The organism is Acinetobacter sp. (genome assembly GCF_041919735.1).
In the GTDB taxonomy this organism is placed as follows: Bacteria; Pseudomonadota; Gammaproteobacteria; order Pseudomonadales; family Moraxellaceae; genus Acinetobacter.
In genome coordinates this window covers 18,471-42,752 of the sequence record NZ_JAYRTF010000006.1, presented here as the reverse complement: position 1 = coordinate 42,752, position 24,282 = coordinate 18,471, and the positions used below count along the sequence as shown (strand labels likewise).

21 protein-coding genes, 1 pseudogene and 1 riboswitch are annotated in these 24,282 nt (G+C 44.9%); of the genes and pseudogenes, 11 read left to right on the top strand and 11 right to left on the bottom strand.

Annotated features, from left to right (window positions below):
* Positions 1–174 precede the first annotated feature (174 nt).
* Both ACE3T3_RS04945 and ACE3T3_RS04940 read right to left on the bottom strand, forming a co-directional pair.
* A complete protein-coding gene (locus tag ACE3T3_RS04945; RefSeq protein ID WP_374664648.1) occupies positions 175–1,977 on the bottom strand; it encodes an acyl-CoA dehydrogenase C-terminal domain-containing protein in 1,803 nt (600 codons plus the stop codon).
* Positions 1,978–2,295: 318 nt separating this feature from the next.
* Positions 2,296–2,904, bottom strand: coding sequence for a hypothetical protein (locus tag ACE3T3_RS04940; RefSeq protein WP_374664646.1), 609 nt, complete (start codon positions 2,902–2,904; stop codon positions 2,296–2,298).
* 134 nt (positions 2,905–3,038) lie between these two features.
* Between ACE3T3_RS04940 and baeS the strand changes: the two genes are divergently transcribed.
* The 4 genes from baeS to ACE3T3_RS04920 all read left to right on the top strand — a co-directional run bounded on the left by baeS (position 3,039) and on the right by ACE3T3_RS04920 (position 7,559).
* Positions 3,039–4,712, top strand: coding sequence for a sensor histidine kinase efflux regulator BaeS (baeS, locus tag ACE3T3_RS04935; RefSeq protein ID WP_374664644.1), 1,674 nt, complete (start codon positions 3,039–3,041; stop codon positions 4,710–4,712).
* Positions 4,713–4,724: 12 nt separating this feature from the next.
* Positions 4,725–5,411: a response regulator gene (locus ACE3T3_RS04930; RefSeq protein ID WP_374664642.1), complete on the top strand. Its 687-nt coding sequence runs from the start codon at positions 4,725–4,727 to the stop codon at positions 5,409–5,411.
* An 83-nt stretch (positions 5,412–5,494) separates the two neighbouring features.
* Positions 5,495–6,001, top strand: a complete 507-nt coding sequence (locus ACE3T3_RS04925) for a GNAT family N-acetyltransferase (protein WP_374664640.1) — start codon at positions 5,495–5,497, stop codon at positions 5,999–6,001.
* A gap of 202 nt (positions 6,002–6,203) precedes the next feature.
* Positions 6,204–7,559, top strand: coding sequence for an amino acid permease (locus tag ACE3T3_RS04920; protein ID WP_374664638.1), 1,356 nt, complete (start codon positions 6,204–6,206; stop codon positions 7,557–7,559).
* A gap of 108 nt (positions 7,560–7,667) precedes the next feature.
* Here ACE3T3_RS04920 and ACE3T3_RS04915 read toward each other — a convergent pair whose 3' ends face one another.
* Both ACE3T3_RS04915 and ACE3T3_RS04910 read right to left on the bottom strand, forming a co-directional pair.
* Positions 7,668–8,429, bottom strand: coding sequence for an extracellular solute-binding protein (locus ACE3T3_RS04915; RefSeq protein WP_374664636.1), 762 nt, complete (start codon positions 8,427–8,429; stop codon positions 7,668–7,670).
* 152 nt (positions 8,430–8,581) lie between these two features.
* Positions 8,582–8,803: pseudogene (locus tag ACE3T3_RS04910) on the bottom strand (MmcQ/YjbR family DNA-binding protein); the annotation flags it as partial.
* A 206-nt stretch (positions 8,804–9,009) separates the two neighbouring features.
* On the opposite strand from ACE3T3_RS04910, the gene ACE3T3_RS04905 reads away from it, so the two are divergent.
* Complete coding sequence (locus tag ACE3T3_RS04905; protein ID WP_374664634.1) at positions 9,010–10,698, top strand: carboxypeptidase regulatory-like domain-containing protein; 1,689 nt, start codon at positions 9,010–9,012, stop codon at positions 10,696–10,698.
* A 19-nt stretch (positions 10,699–10,717) separates the two neighbouring features.
* Here ACE3T3_RS04905 and ACE3T3_RS04900 read toward each other — a convergent pair whose 3' ends face one another.
* The 4 genes from ACE3T3_RS04900 to ACE3T3_RS04885 all read right to left on the bottom strand — a co-directional run bounded on the left by ACE3T3_RS04900 (position 10,718) and on the right by ACE3T3_RS04885 (position 14,937).
* The gene (locus ACE3T3_RS04900) at positions 10,718–11,113 is read right to left on the bottom strand and encodes an MmcQ/YjbR family DNA-binding protein (protein ID WP_374664632.1); all 396 of its coding nucleotides are present in this window, start codon (positions 11,111–11,113) and stop codon (positions 10,718–10,720) included.
* A gap of 38 nt (positions 11,114–11,151) precedes the next feature.
* Positions 11,152–11,757: a murein L,D-transpeptidase family protein gene (locus tag ACE3T3_RS04895; protein ID WP_374664630.1), complete on the bottom strand. Its 606-nt coding sequence runs from the start codon at positions 11,755–11,757 to the stop codon at positions 11,152–11,154.
* 111 nt (positions 11,758–11,868) lie between these two features.
* Positions 11,869–13,314 carry a YdiU family protein gene (locus ACE3T3_RS04890; protein ID WP_374664628.1) on the bottom strand — a complete coding sequence of 482 codons (1,446 nt, stop codon included), beginning with the start codon at positions 13,312–13,314 and terminating at the stop codon, positions 11,869–11,871.
* Between the two features lie 459 nt (positions 13,315–13,773).
* Positions 13,774–14,937 carry an acyl-CoA desaturase gene (locus tag ACE3T3_RS04885; protein ID WP_374664626.1) on the bottom strand — a complete coding sequence of 388 codons (1,164 nt, stop codon included), beginning with the start codon at positions 14,935–14,937 and terminating at the stop codon, positions 13,774–13,776.
* 261 nt (positions 14,938–15,198) lie between these two features.
* Between ACE3T3_RS04885 and ACE3T3_RS04880 the strand changes: the two genes are divergently transcribed.
* Entirely contained in the window at positions 15,199–15,651 is a 453-nt protein-coding gene (locus ACE3T3_RS04880; protein WP_374664624.1) for an META domain-containing protein, read from the top strand.
* Between the two features lie 130 nt (positions 15,652–15,781).
* Here ACE3T3_RS04880 and ACE3T3_RS04875 read toward each other — a convergent pair whose 3' ends face one another.
* The 3 genes from ACE3T3_RS04875 to ACE3T3_RS04865 form a co-directional block, all read right to left on the bottom strand.
* Positions 15,782–16,498, bottom strand: coding sequence for a glycerophosphodiester phosphodiesterase (locus tag ACE3T3_RS04875; RefSeq protein WP_374664622.1), 717 nt, complete (start codon positions 16,496–16,498; stop codon positions 15,782–15,784).
* A gap of 178 nt (positions 16,499–16,676) precedes the next feature.
* Positions 16,677–17,261, bottom strand: a complete 585-nt coding sequence (locus ACE3T3_RS04870; RefSeq protein WP_374664620.1) for a cob(I)yrinic acid a,c-diamide adenosyltransferase — start codon at positions 17,259–17,261, stop codon at positions 16,677–16,679.
* A gap of 102 nt (positions 17,262–17,363) precedes the next feature.
* Positions 17,364–19,223 (bottom strand): TonB-dependent receptor plug domain-containing protein, encoded by a 1,860-nt coding sequence (locus tag ACE3T3_RS04865; RefSeq protein WP_374664618.1) that lies wholly within the window; start codon positions 19,221–19,223, stop codon positions 17,364–17,366.
* Positions 19,224–19,246: 23 nt separating this feature from the next.
* Positions 19,247–19,466, bottom strand: a riboswitch (cobalamin riboswitch).
* Positions 19,467–19,612: 146 nt separating this feature from the next.
* Here ACE3T3_RS04865 and ACE3T3_RS04860 point away from each other — a divergent pair.
* The 5 genes from ACE3T3_RS04860 (at position 19,613) to ACE3T3_RS04840 (ending at position 24,157) form a co-directional block, all read left to right on the top strand.
* Entirely contained in the window at positions 19,613–20,254 is a 642-nt protein-coding gene (locus tag ACE3T3_RS04860) for a phosphoribosylanthranilate isomerase (protein ID WP_374664616.1), read from the top strand.
* Positions 20,238–21,464 (top strand): tryptophan synthase subunit beta, encoded by a 1,227-nt coding sequence (gene trpB / locus ACE3T3_RS04855; RefSeq protein WP_374664614.1) that lies wholly within the window; start codon positions 20,238–20,240, stop codon positions 21,462–21,464. The genes ACE3T3_RS04860 and trpB overlap by 17 nt, the downstream gene beginning before the upstream one ends.
* 243 nt (positions 21,465–21,707) lie before the next feature.
* A complete protein-coding gene (locus ACE3T3_RS04850) occupies positions 21,708–22,433 on the top strand; it encodes a CPBP family intramembrane glutamic endopeptidase (RefSeq protein ID WP_374664612.1) in 726 nt (241 codons plus the stop codon).
* A 16-nt stretch (positions 22,434–22,449) separates the two neighbouring features.
* Positions 22,450–22,965: a DUF1543 domain-containing protein gene (locus ACE3T3_RS04845; protein ID WP_374664610.1), complete on the top strand. Its 516-nt coding sequence runs from the start codon at positions 22,450–22,452 to the stop codon at positions 22,963–22,965.
* A gap of 199 nt (positions 22,966–23,164) precedes the next feature.
* The gene (locus ACE3T3_RS04840) at positions 23,165–24,157 is read left to right on the top strand and encodes a DUF2804 domain-containing protein (protein ID WP_374664608.1); all 993 of its coding nucleotides are present in this window, start codon (positions 23,165–23,167) and stop codon (positions 24,155–24,157) included.
* The last annotated feature ends 125 nt before the right edge of the window (positions 24,158–24,282 follow it).

Sequence of the window (24,282 nt, the reverse complement as noted above, 5' to 3'; positions counted from 1 at the left end):
TTTAAATTCAATTCAGTCGAGTTGAGTCCAATACTTGAAAAATTAAGTTATTAGACAACTAAAGGGGAATGCTTGCATCTTTTATAAAGAAAAAGGACCGCCAATGCTATGACCGTCCTTTCCCTATTTCTGTACTCATGAGTACAGTTTTTTAAATATCATTAGATATTCACATTAGAATGCAAAGTGTTCTGCATCCAATGCCATCAATGGATCTAGACCACCAGCGATCACTTCTACGTGTGAACGGACGCGCGGCAAGATTTTCTTGAAGTAGAAGCGGGCAGTGGTCACTTTGGCGTTGTAGAAGTCAACGTCAGTTGTACCGGCAGCCAAGGTTTCTTGCGCTACAAGCGCCATGCGCGCCCAGAGGTAAGCAAGCGTCACATAGCCAGAGAAGTACAGGTAATCTACTGCTGCAGCGCCCACTTCTTCAGGGTTTTGCATCGCTTTCATGCCGATCTGCATGGTCAAATCGCCCCACTCTTTGTTCAGCGCAGCAAGCGGCTCAACAAATTCTTTCATTGCCGCATTGTCTTTGTTGGCTTCGGCAAATTTGTGGATGATCTTGGTGAAATCTTTCAGCATTGCACCTTGCGTACCCAGCACTTTACGGCCTAACAAGTCAATCGCTTGAATTTCAGTGGTGCCTTCGTACAAGCAAGAGATGCGTGTATCGCGAACAATTTGCTCCATGCCGTGTTCAGAAATGAAGCCGTGGCCGCCAAAGACTTGAACGCCGTGTTTTGCAGATTCAGAACCGGTTTCGGTTAAGAATGCTTTGGCAATTGGAGTCAATAAAGACAAGATGTTGTCAGATGCTTTGCGCTCTTCTTCAGTTGCGCCTTGCTCAACCACATCAGCGTGCAGAGACAAGAAGTAAACCAATGCACGCGCGCCTTCAGCAAATGCTTTTTGCGTCAGCAGCATGTTGCGCACAGCAGGGTGAACGATGATTGGATCAGCTTCTTTTTCAGGCGCTTTAGGACCTGAAAGTGAACGCATCGCTAAACGGTCTTTAGCATAAGCAAGCGCGCCTTGGAACGCGCCTTCAGAAGCAGAAAGGCCTTGCACAGCAGTACCGATACGCGCTGTGTTCATGAAGGTGAACATGCAGTTCAGGCCGCGGTTTTCAGGGCCAATCAGGAAGCCTTTGGCGTTGTCAAAGTTGATGACGCAAGTCGCGTTGCCATGGATCCCCATTTTGTGTTCAATCGAACCGCAGCGTACAGCATTGCGTTCGCCCATTGAACCGTCAGCATTGACATTGAATTTCGGCACGATGAACAGCGAGATGCCTTTGGTGCCTTTCGGCGCGCCAGGAAGACGGGCAAGCACGATGTGGATGATGTTCTCCGCCATGTCGTGTTCACCAGCAGAGATAAAGATTTTCTCGCCGGAAATGGCATAGCTGCCATCCGCTTGCGGTTCAGCTTTAGAACGGATGATGCCTAAGTCAGAACCTGCATGAGATTCTGTTAAGCACATGGTACCGGTCCATTCGCCTGAAACCAGTTTAGGCAGGTAAGTGTCTTTTTGTTCTTGTGAACCGTGGTGCTCTAAAGTACGCACAGCGCCGTGTGACAGGCCAGGATACATGCCCCAAGCCCAGTTTGAGGTGCCGACCATTTCAGAGATCACGTTGCCTAGAGACACTGGCAAGCCTTGGCCGCCGTACTGTTCTTCAGCAGAAAGGGACGGGAAGCCGAGTTCGATATATTTTTGGTACGCTTCTTTAAAACCAGTCGGTGTAGTTACAACACCGTCGTTCCAAGTACAGCCTTCGCGGTCGCCGACTTGGTTTAGAGGAGAAAGTTCATTTTCACAGAAGTCTGCAGCGGCTTCTAGATATTGGTCAACCAACTCACGACTTACGCTGTCAGAAAATGCAGGAAGCTTTGAATAATGTTCTTCTGCGTTTAAAAGTTCATGCAGAACAAATTGCATATCACGTAAAGGCGCTTTGTATTGTGGCATATCGTTTTCCTCAATACTGGTTTTTACCAGCGTTAATAATCCTAAATAAACATTGGAACGTATCTTCAATGACACGTGTCTGAATGGTTCTAATCGTGCAACATCTTCTTATTGGGTACAAGCATTCCAAGGGTATTTCTTGGTGACTGTAAAGTCAAAGAATTATCTGTTGGAAATGCTAAGTGTATTGAGTGTAAACACTTTTAGACTATTTGGAATGACACAAATAGTCTAAAAGCGTAAAAAGATATGTCCAATAAAAAAGGCGCTCCAGAGAGCGCCTTTTTGCTGCAATTGAATTGCAAACATCATTTAATTTTATTTTGCTGCTGCTGGCGCAACAACATTGGGCTGGAAGCGGACGGCGCATTTACCGTTGATTTGCTGCTCACCGACTTTAAATGCAACGGCTGTGCCATCTGTTTTGCCTTGGCACGCTTTGGCAATCGCTTGCTGTTTGGCTTGGCGCTCAGCTAAACGCTGATCAAACTGTTTGGTCAGTTCAGCGCGCTTTGCATCTGTCAGCGGCTCGCCGCGCTGCATTTGGCCGTGCATTCCAGCATGCATTGGACGGTGTTCGCCGCGCATCGGCTTATGCTCGCCGCGGGCTTTGTGATCCGCCTTGAAGGTCATGAGGCATGTGCCGTCAATGGTTTTATCGCCTGCTTTCACTTGCATAGCGGTACCCACCGCTTTGCCGTCACAGGCTTGCTGCATTTGCTTCATCATGGCATGGCGTTCTGCGCGCATTTGCTTCATCTGCTCGCGCTGTTCAGGCGTCATTTTGCGTTCTTGATCGCCATGATGCTGTTTCATCATTTGGCCATGATCTGCATCTTTCGGTGCAGCAGTGGATTGGCATGCGGTCAGCGCGCCTGCAGATAAAATACTGGCGCCGACTAAAGCAATTTTTGTCATATTATTCATAATGATACCTAACGGCTGATAGATTCTGTTCGATACAGATAAGATTAAATAATAAAGATGAAGAAACAATGGAGAGTTTTTTGATTCAGTGTTCGCTACAATAATGAATATAGAAGAAAAATAGAGTTGTGCTCTTGAAAACCCGCCGTATCCCGATCGCCTTGCGCTTATTTTTGACTGTACTGCTGACGACTTTGCTCATCACCACGGTCAGCTTGGGCGTGCTTCATTGGAATATGCAACGCAATTTTACCCGCTATGTTTCTGATGTGGAAATGCAGAAACTGGATCATCTGATTATGAATTTAGCAGAGGTCTACAAAGTTTATGATGACTGGGGCAATGCAATTCAGGCGCAGATTCTGCAGATCGAGGGCAAGGCTGGCCCGGATGATTATGACCGCCTGTCGCGCTGGTGGCTGCGCCGGCAGTATGATATTGCCTTGCAGCAGCGCTATTTTCAAGACAATACCAATCCTTTATTTACGGTGCACAATATCGATGCCGGGGAAAATAAGCATCAAGCCGATCCTGAAGAACTGAAGCTGCTGGAGCTGAATCTGCCCTCAGAATTTCAGCCTTTTGACGGCTTGAAATTTCCGCTGAGCGAGAATCAGAATGTGTTCCGCCCGCCGAATGCCAAAGACGGCAAAAAAGAGCAGCCTGCTGCGCCGATGGTGCGTAGCAGCAAGGGCAAGAAGCAGTTTATTCAGCTGCCGGACCGTTTGGGCTTAAGTTCACGCTTATCCTTATATGACGCCAAACATCAGTTTGTGGTGGGGGAGCAGTCGGATGATCAGGTGTCCTATCGGCCGATTGTGGTGAATAATCAAGTGGTGGGCTATTTAGGGCTGAAACCGGTCTTGGATCAGGACGATGCGCTGAGCATCAACTTCTTCAGCAATCAAAAGCGCTATCTGCTGCTGGTTTACGGACTGTCTTTTTTTGCCAGCTTGATTGTGTCCTTGCTGCTGGCGACTTATTTTAAAAAGCCGATTCAGCGCTTGCTGAACGGCACACGCGAGCTGACCCAAGGCAATTATCAGCATCAAGTGACGGTGAACCGCAACGATGAGCTGGGTGATTTATCCAACGAGCTGAATCAATTGGCGGTGATTCTGGATCAGCATGAAACTTCACGCCGTCAATGGGTGGCCGATACCTCACATGAATTAAAAACCCCGTTGGCCGTCTTGCAGGCGCAAATTGAAGCCATGCAGGATGGTATCCGCAAGCCAACGCCTGAACATTTTGCGTCGATGCTGAATCAGGTCAGCAGTCTGAAAAAACTGACCAAAGATTTAGCCGATTTAGCCCAAGCCGATGCGCAGCAATTGAACTGCTATTTCACTGCGGTAAATCCGTGGGATGTGGTGCTGCAGGAAGTGGAAAGCTTTAAGCCGAAATTTGAGCAGGCGCAATTGAACATTACTGCGGCAGGTGACGGCACATCATTACAATTAGATATAGACCGTTTTAAACAGATTATGGTCAACTTGCTGGGCAACAGCATTCGCTATACCGAAGCTGGCGGCGAGGTTCATGTGCATACAGCACAGGATGATACACAGTGGACGGTCTATGTCGATGACAGTCCATACGGCTTGACTGATGAGCAGCTGGCGCGTTTGGGCGAGCGTTTCTACCGGGTGGATGATTCACGTACGCGCGCAACCGGCGGTACCGGATTAGGATTGGCCTTATCGGTGAAAATGGCGAAAGCGATGGGCGGAGAATTGAGTTTTGAGCACTCTCCATTGGGCGGTTTGCGCTGCAAATTGACCTTCCCCAAACAGATGAAACAATAAAAGGAAGCATGCATGAAACATATCATGTTGGTTGAAGATGAAGTGGAATTGGCACAACTGGTGCGTGATTATCTGGAAGCGGCAGGCTTTGAGGTCAGCATGTTTCATGACGGGCAAGAAGCCTATGACAGTTTCACCCAACGAAAACCAAGCCTGATGATTTTGGACTTGATGGTGCCGCGTATGGATGGCTTGACCATTTGCCGTAAAGTCCGTGAGCAGTCAGATCTTCCCATTATTATGGTGACTGCGCGTACCGAAGAAATTGACCGCGTATTGGGCCTGAATATGGGCGCAGATGACTATGTCTGTAAGCCATTCAGCCCGAAAGAGCTGGTTGCGCGTGTACAAGCCGTTTTACGTCGTTTAGAGCGCAAGACTGAACCTGAAAGCAATGATTTGTTCCGTATGGACAAAGGCCAGCAGCGCATTTGGTATCAGCAAAAATCGCTGAATTTAACCCCGACGGAATTCCGCTTGCTGGAGCTGTTTTTAGAGCATGTCGGACAAGTGTATTCACGTGCGCAATTGCTTGATCATATCAACCCGGACAGTTTTGAAGTGGCGGATCGGGTGATTGACAGCCATATTAAAAACCTGCGCCGTAAAATTTCGGATGCAGCGGAAACGGGCAACCGCCATGAGTGGATTCAGGCGGTATATGGTGTGGGCTACCGTTTTGAATATCCTGAAGAATAAGGAATATTCGATGAAATGGATGAAAGCGGATGAGTGTGAACTGATCCGCTTTTTTTATTGACGCTGAAGCTGAGGAATTGTAAATGAAAATGAAGATAAGAAATGAGCGCTTGGATGATATTTTAGCGATCGAAGCCGTCACTCAAGCTGCATTTTTACATGCTGCACATAGCAGCCATACCGAGCATTTTATTGTTAATCAACTGCGTAAAGATCATCAATTAACGCTTTCGTTGGTTGCAGAGGAACAACAGGAAATTGTGGGACATGTTGCTGTTTCACCGATTCGTTTATCGAGTGGTGAGGCCGGTTGGTATGGTTTAGGCCCGATTTCGGTGTTACCGAGTAAGCAAGGGTTAGGTATTGGCACACAGCTGATGCAAGCGGCGTTGCAGGCTCTAAAAAATATCGGTGCTACAGGCTGTGTCTTATTGGGCGATCCCAATTATTACGCGCGTTTTGGCTTTCAAGTTTTTCCAGAGCTGAACTTAGCCGGTGTACCGAAAGAATATTTTCAGGCCATCACATTTGTCGATAGCCTTCCGCAAGGCGATGTTCAATATTCAGCGGCTTTTAATGCGACCCAATAGTCGAAGCAGGTTGAATGTTTTTTAGGATGATTAGATTGAAAGCTCAATTATTTTTAAGCCTAATTTTCCTCATTATTCATTGATTAAACACAAAATAAAAAACATGCATGAACGAAAAGATAGACGGATGAAGGCTCACGGGCTAGGTTCGAAGGCATGAAGCCTTTACAATTCTCCATGTTATACATGATGAGAGTTTGTTTTGAACAGCGAAACGCCCCAACTGCAGCGACGTTTAAAGAACCGCCATATCCAATTAATCGCCATGGGCGGTGCGATTGGAACAGGATTATTTTTAGGTTCAGCGCATATTATTGAGTCGGCAGGGCCTTCGATTATTTTAGGTTACCTGATCGGCGGCATCATTGCGTTTTTAATCATGCGCCAACTGGGTGAAATGATTGTACAAGAACCGGTAACGGGGTCATTCAGCCATTTTGCTTTTAAATACTGGGGCAAATTTTCCGGCTTTTTAACCGGCTGGAATTACTGGATTTTATATATTCTGGTGGTGATGACCGAGCTGACGGCGATTGGTAAATATGTGAATTACTGGTGGCCGCATGTTCCGGCATGGGTGTCGGTTTTGGTGTTCTTTGCCGTGATTACCTTGGCCAATTTAGCCAATGTCAAACTGTATGCCGAATCTGAATTTTGGCTGTCGATGATTAAGGTCTTGGCGATTGTCGCGATGATTATTTTCGGGGCGTATTTGCTGTTGACGGCAGAGGTAGGTTCATCGGTATCGATCAGCAATTTATGGGCGCATGGTGGCTTCTTCCCGCATGGTTTTGAAGGTCTATTTTATATGTTGGCCTTTATGATGTTTGCCTTTGGCGGTATTGAGCTGATCAGCATGGCGGCGGCAGAAACAGAAGATCCCGATAAAAATATTCCGAAAGCGGTGAATCAAACCGTGATTCGCGTATTCCTGTTCTATATCTGTTCTTTGGCGGTGCTGCTGTCATTGGTGCCGTGGAATCAGCTGCAATTGGGTGGTTTGGATCATAGTCCATTTGTGCTGATTTTTAAGCAGATTGGTATTGATTGGGCCGCGCATTTGCTGAACTTTATTATTTTGACGGCGTCTGTGTCGGTCTGTAATAGCGGGATGTATGCCAATAGCCGTATGCTTTTGGGTCTGGCCGAGCAGGGCAATGCGCCGAAGCTATTTAAACAAGTGAATGAACACGGTACACCGATTGCGGCGGTTTTATTTTCTGCCGTGCTGATTTTCGGCTGTGTGCTGCTAAATTATTTCCTGCCTGAAAAAGCCTTGAGTTATCTGATTTATATCGTGGTCAGTGCCGCAGTATTGAACTGGATTTTGATTAGCTTAATTCATTTGAAGTTTAGACAAGCTATGAAACAGCAGGGTATTCAGACCAAGTTCCCCGCATTATTTGCACCATTTACCAATTATTTGGTTTTGGCTTTCATGCTGATGATTTTATACATCATGTGGATGCAAGGCTTTAAGCTGTCGGTAATGATGCAGCCTGTATGGATCTTACTGTTGTTTGTGCTGTTTAAAATTATGCAGGCAAGAAAAGCTTAGTTGTTATTAAAAAAGGACTCAAAAATGAGTCCTTTTTTACGGCGCAATAAAAGCTGCTGACTGATGGTATCTATACAGATTATTTACATCCGATCTTAGAAAAATGACCTATTTGTTCCAACCGAATTTTTTAAAAATCGCCAGACCTTGCTTGGATTTTAAGAAAGTGATGAAACTTTGGGCCTCAGGATTCTTTAAGCTATGTTGCGTCAATGCAACACCCGTATCACGGTAAATCACCAATTGAGGTTCGATCGGAATGATTTGTCCAATATTGGGATTACTGATTCCCCAAATATTAAAGACTAACCATGCGTCATAATCATTATTTTCCTGCCAGTTCTTTTTGGCAACGCCGGTATTGGGCGCATACATCACAATATTTTTTCGAAATGCCTTGGTTAATTCAATATTCCCCGTTCTGCCGGCAATATCCTCCCACATCCCGACTTGCCCCGCGCCATGCGTAACCAAAACCTTGGTATTTGGTTTCGCCAAATCCTTAAAGCCTTTAATCTTTTTTGGATTTCCCTTTCTGACTAAAATGGCAGCAGGACGCAAATAAAGCGGCTCAACTGAATTTTTGATAATTTGTTCAGAAAAAACAGACTCAAAATCAGACATCATAGCCTCAGAGCCGCTATAGATGATGTCTGCATCTAATTTGGCTTTTTCAGCCCATTGCGGTGTGGGCCCAGCCGTAACATTGACTTCAATCCCCGTATTCTTTTCGAATTGTTTTGCGGCCTCATGCATTGCAGGTGCTGGCCCGCCAGGACCATAGATATTAATCGCAGCCATAGTCTCCATGGACGCATAGCCGAGCATGAATGAAACGAGGTAGTGGCTGAGTTTATATTTTTTTAACATTTAAATACCGATCCTTGATGTCGTAAAAATTATTATATAAATTTTATTGATTGTTTTTTTTATTCTATATTTATTTTTTTGTTATTAAAAGCCGTCTAATGATGAATCTTGGATCAAATGGATTTCATATTGATTAAAATTTTATAAAAGTATTATTTTTCAAGTTTCTTAATATTCCTCAGTAATTCAATCTTTTGCCGTTGTCCCTTATTTAATTTCGAAACCACCAATTCATAAGAATTCAGCACCAAATCTTGCAATAAATCTTCTTCAAGTTCTTCATCTGCAAAGATGGTGATCCAATGCTGTTTATTCATATGCCAGCCTGCGCGGATATAGGGATAAATGTCTCTGAGCATCGCGCCATGGTCTGGAAGCATGTATCACCGCAATGGGTAAATTAAGTGAAATTGAATTTTTTATTCAGCGGAAAAATTTCATTTTAAAAGTGTAATAATCAAGTAAATGACAAAATTAAATTTATATCATTTAAAATATAGGCTCTAAAAGAGTGCAAATTTAAATTTTAAAGCGAACACAATAATTACTAAAACATTTTAAGAACCGAGCAGAGGGAAACATGAAAATAGTTAAATTAATGCTTGCAGCTGGAGTTTTAAGCTTAACGGCATGTGGCGAAAGTGATAAAGACTCATCTTCTACATCAGGATCTACGGAGGCGCTTGTACAAAAGAATGTGGAAGAAGTTGCTATTTTAGATGTCAATAACATTCCATTAAATGGGGCATCTATCCAAATCTTAACTGAGGAAGAATGGCAAAAGCTTCAAGCTGCTCAGCCTAAAGCGGCCATGTTGATGGTTAGCGATGAAGGAGAATCATTATTTCCATCCGTTTCCAATCTACCAACTGCACAGGCCTTTACAGGGCCTAGCTATATGAGCAATGCTCAAGGGATCGTCCAGTTGCCAAAATTGCTTGCCGGCAATTACTATGTATTAATCACGAAAAATGGACAGTCAAATGTTTCGGCATTTCTAATTTCTTCATTGAATACGAATAAAAAAATTGTAATTAATACAGCGCTCAATTGTCTGGATACACAGTGCCAGACCCTAAGTGCTAATCCAGTAAATGATGCAGTCATTGGAACACTTTCTGGGCAGATTGTTTTTAAAGGAAAACCTGCCCCTAATGTGCAGGTATCACTGTCAGGTGGTGCGGCAACTAATGGCGCTTTTGTAAGTGCTATTACTGATGTGAATGGCTATTTTACACTGTCCTTCAACGTGTCTAATGAATTGCTGAATGCACTAAAAAATGCAACCCTTACGATTAGTGGATCAGGCTATCAAACCATTATCAAAAAAGTAAAAGTGATTGCATCATCTGCATCGGGCTATCAGTTTGAAGTATTGCCTGAAACATCACAAATGGATGCTGTATGGCGAGAAACTTTTGAAGTTGATTCAGCAACCCGCAATGCTTGGACTGTCGCTATTCCAATGGTAGAAAATGTGAATTGGCAATTACTAAGCAAAGGTCACGGCATTATTAACAGTCAAATAGAAAAAACAGTCCATCTCGCGCCAAATGACCAAAGCCAAGGTGCAGTGCCAGAAGTGCTGCAAGGGAATTATGCTTATTGGTATGGGGATAAGGTAAATGGCAATTTCGTTGGTGAATTAGCTGTAAGTGGGAGTGAGGATTCTAGTTTTGATGGAGGACGGTCAAAACAAGAAAATATGGGCGAACTCATATCGCCAGTTATAGACTTAAGCCAGCAGAAAGCACCTCTAAGCCTAAGTTTTAAAACGTGGTGGGAAATCGAGTCTGTGAATCCAAATAATCAAGGTTTTGATCTGATGAATATTTCAGTATCTACCGATGGTGGTCAGACATTTAAAACAGTTGCACGATTAAACCCGCTTGCTGATCCATCTACTGAATATGAGCGCGCACCGATTCCTTACAGCAATATGGGCTTTAACCTAGCGCCAGCTGCAGTGCAGCAGGAAGCAATTTCTTTGGATGAATATGCAGGAAATGCTAAAGTACAGATTAAGTTCCAATTCCAAACGATAGATCATCTCTATAATGGTTTTCGCGGCTGGATGATTGATGATATTGTCATTCAGAAAAAAATAGGGACTTTTCCGCTGTTTGATGAGACTGTCAATTCAGGCGGAGAAGATGGAGATACAGAGGCATCACAGTTAAGCAAAGCGCAATATTCAAAAACAGCTCAGGTTATGTTGCAATCGACAAAGGCGTATTCACGCTGGGCGGAGGAGCCTCGGCGTAAATAATATTGAATAAAAAACTCCCTTAAGGGAGTTTTTTATTTTTGGTGGTTAGTGTACGAAGTAGTGTAATTCGCTCTCTTAGCCCCTTATTTAATTTTGATACCACCAATTCATAAGAATTCAGCACCAAATCTTGCAATAAATCTTCCTCAAGTTCTTCATCTGCAAAGACGGTGATCCAATGCAGTTTATTCATATGCCAGCCTGTGCGGATATAGGGATAAATGTCTCTGAGCATCGCACCGTGGTTTGGAAGAACTTTTAGATTGATTGCCGCTTTGCCTTCTAAATGAAAACTCAGCATAAAGACTTTATCCATGACTTTGTACACATCACAGCCGTCACCAAAGGGCTGGCTGCATGTGGTTTCAGGTAGGGCAAGCGCTGTTTTGGCTGCGCTAGCATGTAAAGAAATCATAGGAAATCACCCAAAAAATAACAAATCAGATTCCACGTCTAAGGATGAATGTGAATGGCGGTATGATTATTTACCAATTGCCAAATTTCATCCATATCAATATTGCGCACCGCAATACAGCCCCAAGTCCAATCTTTTTGTGGAAAATAGGTCTTAAGTTGAGGTGCCGCTTTCATTTGCAGGCTGTTGGCAGAACCATGAATCATGATGTCACCGCCTGCAGAAACACCCAGCTGCGCTGCCTTTTGCTGATCGGCTGCATTGGGATAGGAGATATGCAGTGATTTATAAAATGCGCTTTGTGGATTGCGCCAGTCAATCACATAAGAACCTTCCGGGGTTTTACCATCACCTTCTTGGACTTTATGTCCTAGCGGTGCAAAACCAAGGCGGATCGGATAACGGCGGATGACTTGATCCTGATGCTTTAACTCCAAATAGCGTTGATCTTTATACACCTGAATACTGTCGATGGGTGTCGCGCTACGAATCTGCTGAATTTCCTGATCACCTAATGCCGTAGGAAATGACAGCGCATGAGCAGAAGTCGGCAGAAATTTTCCAATTTTTTGATAGCTTACACAGGCTACAACAATGCAGAGCGAAGCTATGCCACTGAAGAAGAGGATTTGTTTTCTGGTCATTTTAATTTTTGGGATAAGGCGCATTTGCAGCTCATCCATTATGGCATTGTGGATAATGTTTAAATTATCCACAATTTGAGTCAGATTTAGCGCTGCATTTGTGGATAAATGTTAAGACGAACAGCTGACCATGACTTCAGGCACATCATTTGGCAATGGCGCTAAATCTTCTGGTTGTTCCAATTCAGGCTGTTTGGTATAAGGCTGGCTGAGCAGCGTAAACAAACGTTGGACTTCTGAAAAATCATTGCGTTCTGCCAGTTCAATCGCTTTTTGCGCCATGTGATTGCGCAAAATATATTGTGGATTGGCTTTTGCCATGTCGGTATCTAACGCATCGGTATCCTGATGTTCACGAATGCTTTGATACTGTGCTAAGAAATTTTCAAAGGCTCTACGATCAAGGCAATCATCTAAGATCGCTTCATAGTCATGCTGTTGCAGGCGCAAAAAACTTTGGGTGTAATCTAGCTGTTCAGATTGCAGGATACGTAAAAAGGCCATCGCGCAGTCAAAGCTGTCTTTATGGAAACTTGGCAAGCCCATTTTCTGGTTCAAGCCAAGTTTGTAATGTTCTAAGAAAGTCGGCTCAAAATGTTCGAGGCATTGGGCTAAATCCTCTTTCCACTGGGATTTGTCATAATCCGCAGGGCAGAGTGGCACCAGATTATTCAGCCAGTTCCATAAATTCCAATGCCCGATACTAGGCTGCTGCTGATAGGTATAGCGGCCTTGATAGTCCGAATGGTTATTAATCCAGTTCGGGCGGAAGCGTTCCATAAAGCCATACGGCCCGAAATCCAGCGTTGAACCGGTAATGTTCAGGTTATCGGTATTCATCACGCCATGTGCAAAACCAACCAGTTGCCAATGTGAAATCATCACCGCTGTGCGTTGAATCACTTGTGTAGCAAATGCCAAAATCGGCTGTTCAGCGTTAAGGCAATCTGGATAATGCCATTCGATGCATTTTTGGGTGAATTCTGGCAGCAAATCGCCTTGATATTGATTGATCCATTCAAAATGTCCCAGACGAATATGACAGTCGGAGGTGCGCAGCATCATGGCGCCGGGCTCTAATTTTTCACGCTGTACGCTTTGCTCTGAACTGGTAAAGCCCACGGCATTGCTAGACGGAATACCGAGGGCATTGAGGGTATGACCTGCAAGATATTCACGAATCACCGAGCGCAGCACCGCACGGCCATCACCCATGCGTGAATACGGGGTTGAACCTGCACCTTTTAAATGTAGATCGATGGTTTGATTGTTTTGATCGACAATTTGCGCAATCAGCAGACCACGGCCATCGCCCAACTGGCCAGCCCATTGTCCAAATTGATGGCCTGCATAAACCATGGCTAAAGGTTCAAACTCCGCAAAGGTTTTTTGACCACTGCAAATTTCCACCCATGCCGCTTGATCTTCTGCCGACCATTGCAGCTCATCGGCTAAGGCCTGATTAAAATGCCCCGCTTTTGCGCCTTTAAGCGGTACCGGCATTTGATGATGATAGAGTTTAGCGGGAAGGGAGGCATAGCGCGGATTGAAGTGCATAGGAGGACGGCAGAAACTGAGTATGCTGAAACTATAGCAAAGTTGCAGATGGCGATGTGCGTCAAAATGCAGTAAATCGTTAATCGGCTTTGGGGGCTAAGTTCGTGCTCAGCGGTGTGGAATCAATCTGCAATGAATAGGCGTGCGCCATGGTCTGCATGAGAGAGGTGCGGTTCGGTATGGTTGGCCCTATAGCCTGCAGAACATTTTAAGATTCGGGCGCGGATGGTGCCAAAGCGCTATATGCGCCAAATGGCAAAACCATGTTCATCCTCAAAGCGTTCCGTTTCGACTTCATCTCCGCTGGTCTATCCTCAAGCTGGTCAGGCCTAAAGGGGGATTGCGCATTTCTATCCTCTCTATCCTCTTGCGCTGTGTTGTCCTTTTGACCTGCATCGGCCTCCCGAATTTCAAGCAAAAAAAAGCTCCCATCGGGAGCTTTTTTTTGACCATTTTGAATCAGTTGACGGTTTTCTTTTTAAAGTTGTCGACCAGCAGATTCAAGGTTTGGCGGTGATGAGACAGGCGCTGTTCAACCAGCTGGAATTCAACTTTCAGCTTGTCATCCATTTGATGGATTTTTTCCGCTACCGCTGTTTTCTTGGCTTGAATTTCCTGTTCTTTCAGTTTGGCCCAGTCATTTAAGGTTTGCGAGAAAGCGTCATATTCTTGAGAGATGCGCAATTTGACATTGGCAACATCGTCAGTGACATTTAAACCGTAAATAGCCAGATCCTGTTCCGCATATTTAAACCGCATGGCCAATTCCGCTTTTTTAATATTAAAGCTTGGAATGCGGCGCAGATTTTTCGCTAAGCCTAATTTTGAGCAAGACCAGATCAGCCATTTAGTCGGATCGTACTGCCACCATTTCACGCCGTTGCGGTAGTCATATTGGAAGATGTGGTGGTAGTTGTGATAACCCTCACCCCAAGTTGCAATCGCTAAAATAAAGTTATCGCGTGCAGTGTTCTCGTCAGTATATGGACGTGAACCCCACATATGGCACAGTGAGTTGATGAAAAAAGTGACATGATGGCTGAGGATCAGGCGCATTAAGCCGCCGAGCAGCAATACGCCCCACATGTCGCCTACAGCCCAGCCGATCGGCAGCAAAATTGCGGCATGCACGACAATCACTAAAGGCACATAGTATTTGTCTTGGAACATCACCAGTTTGCTGTTGAGCAAATCCGGCGCGTTTTTGTAATTGGCCGCGCCAGACGGATAGTCGCGAAGCATCCAGCCAATATGCGCAAACCAGAAGCCGCGGTTAATGGAGTATGGATCTTGATCGACATCATCGACATGGCGGTGATGGGTACGGTGGCCTGACGCCCAAAACAGAATGCTGTTCTGCACGGCAAAAGTACCCATAATCATTAAAATAATTTGCAAAGGCAATGTCGCTTCATACGCGCGGTGCGCCCATAAGCGGTGGTAGCCTGCTGTGATGCCCAAACTGCTGACGCCCAGCAATACAAACATGCTGATCCAGGCAGCTAAGCTGAAATCATGATGATAGGCATATAACGGAATTGCAATGATTGCTACAATGGGCAAAAAGATCAATGCGAATATAGCAATCCAGTTGATTGGGGCTTTGGGTAGGGGAGCGGTCATCTCCAGCAGTACTCCTAGAACCTTTGGGAGGCTTAAGTAAAAAATTAATCCATACACACATTATGGATTTAGGCCACAGCATAATAGCACGCGCTAAAATCTGTTCACAGTAGTTATTGTACAGTTGTCCTGTTCTAAACGGTAACAGAATAAGACTGACAAATTATCGATTTTATCGAAGGTTTAGACATGTTCATGACAGTTGTTCGATACTGCAGGGAAAAGCAGAAAAAATATACACAAAAAAGTGGATTTGCAGTCATGTTTTTCACTGCTGTTTTGCTGTGCGCCTGTCAAAATACAGTTGAAACAGCAGGGCGCGTCACAAAAAATATTTCAAGTGCAGAACAGCCTTTGCAATTGATGCAGAGCATGGATGGCGTGCAGGACATCCGCTGGGAACTGAATAAAATTCAAGGTGAAAAAGCCCAGTATTTTCACAGTCAGCCTTACTTGCTGTTCAATCCGCAGCTGAAGCAGCTGCAGGGCAGTACGGGCTGCAATGCGCTGTCTGGACATTATGAAATGAATGTGGCTGCGCACACCCTGAGCATGCAGGCCCGTGCGGGCTATGACAGCTGCGATTCTGCTTTAGCGCAAGAAGCCATGCTGATGGATGTGCTGGGTCAGACAGCCGCATTTCAAATTGAAGGCCGCCATTTAACCTTGCGCAGCCGCAGCGGCCAAGTCTTGCTGCAAGCCACCAAAAAATAATGTTTAGGGTTCGGTAGAAATAATGCCGCAGCTGGTGAAGATCAATCCTTTTCGTTGCTGTGCTTGAACAAGGTCTGCTGAGCTAGCATTTTCAATTTCAATGGACTGAGTCTGCCAGACAGCATCAGGCTTAACCCAGATGCTGCATCATCAATTTTGGAAAATCGGTAATCAAGCCGTTAATGCCTAAGTCCCGCAGCTGCTTGGCGCGGTCAATGTCATTGACTGTCCAGACGCTGATTCCCAGCTGAGCTTGCTGGGTTGCTTGAATCATTTCGGGGCTGGCCAGCTGGTTCATCCAGCCAATTTGACAGCAGCCGAGTTCTAAGGCCTGCTCAATGGCTTGGAGTTTCACATCGGTTTCAATCAGCAGGCCGCGTTTGAAGCCTGACTTTCTCTGCTGCAAGGCCCAGTGGATTTTGGGGTCAAAGCTGGTAATGACCGCCACTTGTTCAAAACCTTGGAGCTGCTGTTCTAAGGTTTCGGTCAGCTGGTCTGCATCTTCTTGGGTTTTTACGGCTTTGACTTCAACTTCAATATGCTCAAAGTTGTGAATGATTTTAAGGGTCTGCTCCAGCAGCGGTGTGGGTTCGGCCTTATTCCACTTTGACCATGTCACGGCATGGTTATAAGGTTCAAGTTCTTGCGAACTGCATTCATACAGAGATTTGTCTTGGCCCGTTGTGCGCATGAAGTGATCATCATGCATGACAATTAAGGCACGGTCTTTAAGCTGGCGGACGTCAAATTCAACCGCGCGGATGCCTAAATCCTGAATATATTGAAAACCGCCCAGCGTGTTTTCGGGGGCTTCACCGCGAGCGCCACGGTGTCCGATTATGCGCATACAAGGCCTGCGAAAAGGAGAGTTAACAGCATAGTGTCCTGTAAAAATGACAGGGGGATGACACTATTATTTTGAGCCGATCATTTTGAATTACAAGAATGATCGGACGATTTATTTCAATGAAAAATCGATTATTAATTGGTCAAAGGCTTTGATGTTCGTTATTAAAAAAATTAACTTATTGCTCAATCGTCTCATTGATATTCTTTTGCCAAAGCACTTCAGATCCGCCTTCTGCCCGCTGCAAAGTACGTGATGCAACAAATAACCAGTCTGAAAGTCGGTTCAGCAACTGTAAAGAAGGCGCTTGAATATTTTGGTCTCGGCTATGTACCGCCATTAGACTGCGCTCTGCACGGCGGCAAACAGCGCGGGCTTGATGCGCAAAGCTGCAGGCCAGTGTACCCGCAGGCAAAATGAAGTCTTTCAGCATTGGCAATGCTTCATTCATACGGTCAATGTCATTTTCTAAAAACTCTATCGACACAGGCTGTACCAAATGGAAGTTTGGAATGCAGACTTCACCGCCCAAATCGAAAAGCCAATGTTGAATGAGGCTGAGCGATTTATCCCAAACGGCCTTATCTTCGATGGCGCTGACAGCAATTTGCGAACGTAATATGCCGATGCTCGAATTCAGCTCATCGACATCGCCTAATGCGTCAATGCGCAGGTCATCTTTGGCAACGCGCGAACCATCGCCTAAGCCTGTTGTACCAGAGTCGCCTGTACGGGTGTAAATTTTACTTAAACGGTGGCCCATAGTTTGTCCTTAAAATGATGAAAATTTAGGGTCTGTAATAAAAAAGGATAATGCCATAGTTATGACATTATCCTCAAAGTTTTGAATGGATCTAAGAGCAGCTTAGTATTTAAACGTTACACCTACTGATGCTTGACGGCCAGTATTGATGTACCAGTCTGTTGACGGCCATGTGTTCAGCACTTCACGGTATTCAACATCACCGACATTTTGGATATTGGTGAACAGTTTTACATTAGGATGAACATTCCAATATGCATTTAAATCGACAGTAGCATAGCCAGGAACACGCAAGGTGTTGGCTGTGTCGGCATAAGCTTTTGAACGAGCAACTAAAGATGCACTGATGCCATAAACTTCATTTTCTAGCCCTGTAGTCAATGTCATTGTTTGGCGTGGACGGTACTGAATTTCCTTGCCCGTGCCCTTATTCTCCGTATCTACATAAGCATAGCCCGCAGAAAGAAATAAGTCGTCTTGATGCCATTTAACTTCCGCTTCGCCGCCAGTGAATTGGGCTTTATCAACATTCATGTTGCTTGCTGGATTAGTCGCGTATGAAATCAAGTTTTCAATTTCATTATGGTAGACGGACAGATTTGCTGAGAGGTTCGGAGTCAAGTCATAATCAAAACCAAGCTCATAAGAAGTACTTTCTTCAGGTTTTAAATTAATATTGCCGCCCCATTGCGAATACAATTCGTTAAGTGTCGGTGCACGGAATGCAGTACCGATATTTGCATAAACACTTGCATTAGGCAGGAAGTGATAGCGTACGGCACCTTGGCCAACAGTATGTGTGCCAAAACGCTCGTTATCTTCTACTCGGACACCAACTTGAGTATCAAAGAGCTCATTTTTAAATTGATGCTGCAGGTAGTAGCCAGTGCTTTCTATGCTTTGATCACCATTGCTGATGGTATTGGTTTGATAGTTTGCATCATTGTAAGTCGCGCCGATCAGAATATTTTGATGCGGAGTGAATTTCCACTTCAGGTTTAGATCAGCTTGATTATTTTCTGTATCATATTTTGACCCATAGGCAGGCACATCTTGTTTGTCTTGAACATTGGCAAAGTGAGCACCTATAATTAAATCAGACAAAATGTTGTAATCGACTTTGGCATTAATCACGCGATTTACAAAGTTTCGAGGTGATGTATTGTTTACATAATCATTGCTGAAAATGCCAGTGCCTTTATTTTCACTGATTGATGCAGAAGCATCGACTTGGTTTTCTTGATAATAGCCAACTTTAGCATTGTAGCCTTTCTGATCGTAGCCCGCTCTTTCCCCTTTATCTTGGCTTTCGAAGATGCGTGTACCATCACTTTCTAAGCGTTGAGCGCCGACTTGAGCGTAAAAGCCCTGATCTGTAACTACGTTCGCTTTAGCAATAGTTTTATAAGTATTATTTTCACCATAGATGCCTGTTAGCTCAGCACCATTTTTTGTTGGTTTTTTAGAGATCAGCTGCACTACGCCACCAATCGCATCGCTGCCATACTGTACGGATGCAGGACCTTTTAAAATCTCAATTTGATCGACATCTGTCGTATCTAAGAATGCTGGATAAAGTGGGCCAAGTTCATTTTGACTGTTGAGGCGGGCGCCGTCTTTCAACACTAAAGTATGGACAGCTTTAGTGCCGCGTAATCCAATTTCAGTAATTTGGCCCATGCCACCGCTTTGTTTGATATATACGGAAGGGTCTCGCTGAATAATATCAGAAAGATTCAGAATTGGATTTTGATCAATGGTTTTTTCATCAATCACTGAAATGCGCGCAGGAACATCCTGAATTTTTTCTTCAGAACGTGATGCAGTCACGACAATGGTATCGAGTTTTGTCGTTGCAGTTGTCTGATCTGCGGCTTGAACAAAAGAGGAAAAACCCATCGCAATCGCGATTGCGCCCACTAAAGCTGTAGGCTGGAAAAAAGGTGACATACTTTGCTCCATACATTCACCCCACGTGAATGATTGAGTTGAAGAACGCAGCAAGCAGGTATCCGGACTTAAATATAAATATTGTCAAAACAATACTGGCATATCCACCTTCCCGCAAAAAATGCAGTGGTGTAAATTCCTCAATCGCTTGGGGCGTTTATCAAGATATGCGGTTCATTTTACCGTTGCGGGGGCAGTGCTGGATTTCCACCAGCTTCCCTAAGCCTAAGCTCGACTTGCAGCAAGTTGGGCGCAGTATAAAGTCTGTATGCGACTTAAACAACGGATGCCAATAAATATTCAGGATGAACTTTACGCAAGCTGAATAAATTGCATTACAATGATTCGCCCTTATATTTATAGACAGGCTATGAATAGGGCGGAGCTAGAGCCACAAAAATATGCGAACCCGTGCCAAAATTTGCGGAATTACACGTATTCAAGATATCTCGTCGGTTGTTGATGCAGGAGCAGATGCAATTGGATTTGTATTTTTTGCGCCAAGCCCGCGCAGCGTGACTGCAGCGCAAGCGCAAGTGCTGATTCAGCATGTACCGGCTTATGTGCAGACCGTGGGTTTGTTTGTGAATGCATCACTGGATGAAATTGCTGAAACTTTAAAGCAAGCGCCAGTGGATATTTTGCAGTTCCATGGTGATGAAACACCTGAACAATGTCAGCAGATTGCACAGCATGTGGGTCGCCGTTGGTATAAAGCTATTCAGGTCAAACCAGAGCTCGACGTCATTGCGGAAATTCAGCATTATCAGCAGGCAGGAGCCAGTGCAGTGCTGTTAGATGCATGGCATCCTGAACTCAAAGGCGGGACAGGGCACAGCTTTGACTGGGCTCAATTTCCAAAACTTGATATTCCATTAATTTTGGCAGGCGGTTTAAAGCCTGACAATATTGAAGACGCTATAAAGACCACCAATGCTTATGCAGTTGATGTCAGCGGAGGCGTAGAGTCCGCAAAAGGTATCAAAGATCAAAAACTCATTGAACAGTTTATGCAAGGAGTCCAACGTGGATCAGCAAAATAAGATTGACTATACCCAATTCCCGGATGAACACGGGCATTTCGGTATCCATGGCGGACGTTTTGTGTCAGAAACTCTAATGGCAGCATTAGAAGACTTAGAAAAACTTTATTTCCGAATGAAGGATGATCCTAAGTTTCTGGCAGAATTCGACCGTGATCTCGCCTACTATGTAGGCCGTCCTAGTCCTCTTTATTATGCTGAACGATGGTCAAAAGAGCTCGGTGGCGCGCAAATTTACCTTAAACGTGAAGACTTGAACCATACCGGTTCACATAAAGTGAATAACACGATTGGTCAGGCTTTATTGGCGAAGCTTTCAGGTAAAAAACGTATTATCGCGGAAACGGGCGCAGGTCAGCACGGTGTGGCAACGGCAACAATTGCAGCACGTTTAGGCCTGGAATGTGTGGTATTCATGGGTGCAGAAGACGTTAAACGTCAAGCCATGAACGTCTACCGCATGCGTCTGCTTGGCGCGACAGTTGTACCAGTGGAAAGCGGTTCAAAAACATTGAAAGATGCGATGAACGAAGCGATGCGTGACTGGGTAACCAACGTTGATTCGACTTACTATGTGATTGGTACAGTGGCAGGCCCGCATCCGTATCCGCAGTTGGTTCGTGATTTCCAATCGATCATTGGCCGTGAAGCGCGTAAACAGATTCAAGAACAAGCAGGCCGTTTGCCGGATGCTTTGGTGGCCTGTGTCGGCGGCGGTTCAAATGCGATGGGCTTGTTCTATCCATTCTTGAATGATGAAGATGTGAAAATGTACGGTGTTGAAGCAGCAGGCTACGGCATTGAAACAGGCAAACACTCTGCACCACTGAATGCAGGTCATGTCGGTGTGCTTCACGGCAACCGTACTTATTTGATGTCGGATGAACAAGGTCAGATCATTGAAACCCATTCAATTTCTGCCGGTCTGGATTATCCGGGTGTAGGCCCTGAACACAGCTTCTTGAAAGATATGCACCGTGTGAACTATGTGCCGATTAATGATACTGAAGCACTACAAGGTTTCCGTGATTTAACTCATATTGAAGGGATTATTCCTGCACTGGAAAGTTCGCATGCGATGGCTTATGTGACCAAACTTGCGCCAACCATGGATAAAGACCAAATCATTATTGCGACCGTTTCTGGCCGCGGTGATAAAGACTTGATGACTGTTGCCCGCATTGATGGCGTGGAAATGGTGGATATGTAAAATCTCCCCCAGCCCTCTTTATCAAAGAGGGGGATAAGCTCTCCTTTGTTAAAGGTGAGGACTTCAGAATATATTCTGAATCCGCAAGGGAAGATTTAAAAAATCGCGCAGAAGCCATTCCGCGCGATTTTTTTATTGCGCTGAACTGGATTGTCCCGTCCATCTACAAAAACAATGCAGAATTAAAATGTTAAATGCGTGACAATAATCTTTAAGCACTAGACTTTAAAATATTTGAAAAGAATGACCTTTACTCAACTGGTTCGTGCTGAACCTTTTCCTCAAACCATTTCATGGCAATGGCGCGACACCTTTGCACTGTGCATTTTACCGCTGATCTTTTTGAATGGCTGGTTGTTGAATCAATTCTTTGGTGTTTCAGTCAACCTTGCGTTGGGTGATGCTGTTTTTCGCGGCGGCTTATTTATCGTGGTGTGCTGCTTGTATAAAAGTATGCTGATCGAGCATTGGCAAAAATATAAACAAGCCTTTTGGCGTTCCAGTCTGTTAGTTATTATCGGGGCTGTATTACTGCAAGTAGTGATTTCGCTGACGCGCAGTATTTTGCCTGATGGTGAGAGCAGTGAAAAGGAATCACTGATTGATCCAGACAAGATTGCCTTTATCAGTCTGCTGATCATCAGTTTGGGGCCGCTGTTTACCGCGCTGCTGGAAGATATTATTTTCCGCTACACCTTATTGCAAAAACTCTTCGTACCGCCTTGGCTGTGGCGTACTGTGCTGGTGCTGCTGAACTCGATTCTATTCGGCCTGATTCATTATCATAATTTTGACGGCAATCTTATCGCCACAATCAGTTTTATGACTGCCGGGCTGTTTTTGAACTTAATCTATTTATGGACGCGCAATATTTGGCATGTCCTGCTGATTCACTTTATTAATAATGCGCTACTATCGCTGGGCGGCATTATTCTATTGAAAGTCTTGCAGACAGCTGGCGCTGTTTGAAATTGAGGGGGAGATCGTGTCCAGTTTATTCATGGTGATGCTCGGCGGCCGGCATGCGCGCGCAAATGTAGAAGTGCATGATGTCATTCTTGCAGTTGGCGATTCACTTGAAACGGTCTATCCGCAGCTCAGAAATGCATGGTTTGGCGAACAGCAAGGCCTGCATATCGATGCCTGGGCAAAAATCGGCGGTGTGGTTTCTGAAGGAAAAAACTATCAAATCCAATTCAGCGATGCAGCGCCCAACCCGTCGGAGCCGAAGCTTTGGCTGATTAATCTGGGCGGCTATATCACCAGTGAATATGGCGAACAGCACCGCTATGTGCTGGTGATTGGCAAAGAGGCCGCTGAGGCCAAACAGCGCGGAAAAGCCTCTTTCGGCGCAGACTGGCAGAAGCAGCACACAGACCGCGTGCTGGATGTGGATGACTGCATCGCGGTTGATTGCGTGCACGGCCGCTATATTCATTTGGCTGCTGGAGATTTTGCGCCGGCGCAGTGGGAAAACACTTATATTACGATTGGTGAATGAGGCAGCACTGAAGCATTTCTTGCTGAATCTGGATCAAACACCGGATTGGGGCCGTGCTGAATGTTATGTTTTGCTGTCCTGCTGCAATATTTTTGTGAATTTTTATGCAAATTAGACGTATGGAACTGTTTTGCTGAAAAATTATAGGCATAATAAGTATAAGGAATTTCAGACAAATTTATTCTACGGATACGAATAAATGGATTTAATACAGCCGAATGGACAGCCGAATTATGGCCGTTTCAGTGCATTGCCGCAGAAGATCGATTTAAATCAATACGTGTATAAAACCCCGTATGGCAAAGAGCTGAATGGCTGGCGCAAAAAATTAAAATACAAAAAATTCAAATTCTGCTGCATTCAGCATGAGTATTACACCATAGGCTTAGCCATTGCCGATATCGCTTGGGCAGGGCATGCTTTTGTGTATGTTTATGACCACATGCACAATGAAGTGACTGAATGGAACGCCATTAATGTACTGGCCGTGAATACTGTGCTGGATGAACAGCCGCAGTACAATCAAAGCCATTTTATTAAGTCAGGCATTCAGCTGGATATTCAGCATGCTAATGGCGTGCGCTATATTCAGGTCAGTAAGTATGGTGAACTGCAGCTGAGCGCGCGCATTTTCTGCGCCGGCACAGATCCGCTCAGCTTATGCAGCCCGACGGGCATCAATGGCTGGACCTATACGCAAAAACTCACCACGCTGGGCTGTGAAGGCTTCTTTAAAAATAAGCGCGGCGAGCTGATTCAATTCAATGAGCGCACCTTTGCCTCCTTGGATGATACCTGCGGATTCTTGCGTCCAGAAACGGCATGGTTTTGGCTGTCCTGCAACTTTTGGGATACAGAAAACAACCGCATCGGTTTGAATTTAGCCTCTGGCGTCAATGAAAGCTTTGGCAATGAAAATTGCCTGTGGCTGAATGGCGTTTTGTATCCCTTAGAAGATGTGCTGTTTTTGCAGGAAAATGAACATCAGTGGATTATCCGCTCTTTGGACAATAAGCTGAATTTGATGGTCAGCACCGGATGGCGCCGTTATGAAAATCTGAATTTGAGGCTGGTGGGCAGCCAATTCAGCCAGTGGCAAGCGAAAATCAGCGGCACCATCCAGCAAGGGGATAAAGAAATTATCCTGCTGAATGAATACGGCCTGCTGGAGCAGCACTATGCAAAATGGTAAGCGCTCGCATTGAGCGCATGGACATGCCTTGGCTTCAAGGCATAAAAAACCAAAGCTGTTTTCAGATTTGGTTTTTTTATGCCTGCCTGTTTTGCAACATTTTGAGAACGAATAAGTTGCCGCTG

Bases quoted from the DNA above. Each gene is read 5' to 3' on its own strand.
- ACE3T3_RS04945 (WP_374664648.1), bottom strand. From the start codon at position 1,977: ATGCCACAATACAAAGCGCCTTTACGTGATATGCAATTTGTTCTGCAT.
- ACE3T3_RS04940 (WP_374664646.1), bottom strand. From the start codon at position 2,904: ATGAATAATATGACAAAAATTGCTTTAGTCGGCGCCAGTATTTTATCT.
- ACE3T3_RS04930 (WP_374664642.1), top strand. From the start codon at position 4,725: ATGAAACATATCATGTTGGTTGAAGATGAAGTGGAATTGGCACAACTG.
- ACE3T3_RS04925 (WP_374664640.1), top strand. From the start codon at position 5,495: ATGAAAATGAAGATAAGAAATGAGCGCTTGGATGATATTTTAGCGATC.
- ACE3T3_RS04915 (WP_374664636.1), bottom strand. From the start codon at position 8,429: ATGTTAAAAAAATATAAACTCAGCCACTACCTCGTTTCATTCATGCTC.
- ACE3T3_RS04905 (WP_374664634.1), top strand. From the start codon at position 9,010: ATGAAAATAGTTAAATTAATGCTTGCAGCTGGAGTTTTAAGCTTAACG.
- ACE3T3_RS04900 (WP_374664632.1), bottom strand. From the start codon at position 11,113: ATGATTTCTTTACATGCTAGCGCAGCCAAAACAGCGCTTGCCCTACCT.
- ACE3T3_RS04895 (WP_374664630.1), bottom strand. From the start codon at position 11,757: ATGACCAGAAAACAAATCCTCTTCTTCAGTGGCATAGCTTCGCTCTGC.
- ACE3T3_RS04890 (WP_374664628.1), bottom strand. From the start codon at position 13,314: ATGCACTTCAATCCGCGCTATGCCTCCCTTCCCGCTAAACTCTATCAT.
- ACE3T3_RS04885 (WP_374664626.1), bottom strand. From the start codon at position 14,937: ATGACCGCTCCCCTACCCAAAGCCCCAATCAACTGGATTGCTATATTC.
- ACE3T3_RS04880 (WP_374664624.1), top strand. From the start codon at position 15,199: ATGTTTTTCACTGCTGTTTTGCTGTGCGCCTGTCAAAATACAGTTGAA.
- ACE3T3_RS04875 (WP_374664622.1), bottom strand. From the start codon at position 16,498: ATGCGCATAATCGGACACCGTGGCGCTCGCGGTGAAGCCCCCGAAAAC.
- ACE3T3_RS04870 (WP_374664620.1), bottom strand. From the start codon at position 17,261: ATGGGCCACCGTTTAAGTAAAATTTACACCCGTACAGGCGACTCTGGT.
- ACE3T3_RS04865 (WP_374664618.1), bottom strand. From the start codon at position 19,223: ATGGAGCAAAGTATGTCACCTTTTTTCCAGCCTACAGCTTTAGTGGGC.
- ACE3T3_RS04860 (WP_374664616.1), top strand. From the start codon at position 19,613: ATGCGAACCCGTGCCAAAATTTGCGGAATTACACGTATTCAAGATATC.
- ACE3T3_RS04850 (WP_374664612.1), top strand. From the start codon at position 21,708: ATGACCTTTACTCAACTGGTTCGTGCTGAACCTTTTCCTCAAACCATT.
- ACE3T3_RS04840 (WP_374664608.1), top strand. From the start codon at position 23,165: ATGGATTTAATACAGCCGAATGGACAGCCGAATTATGGCCGTTTCAGT.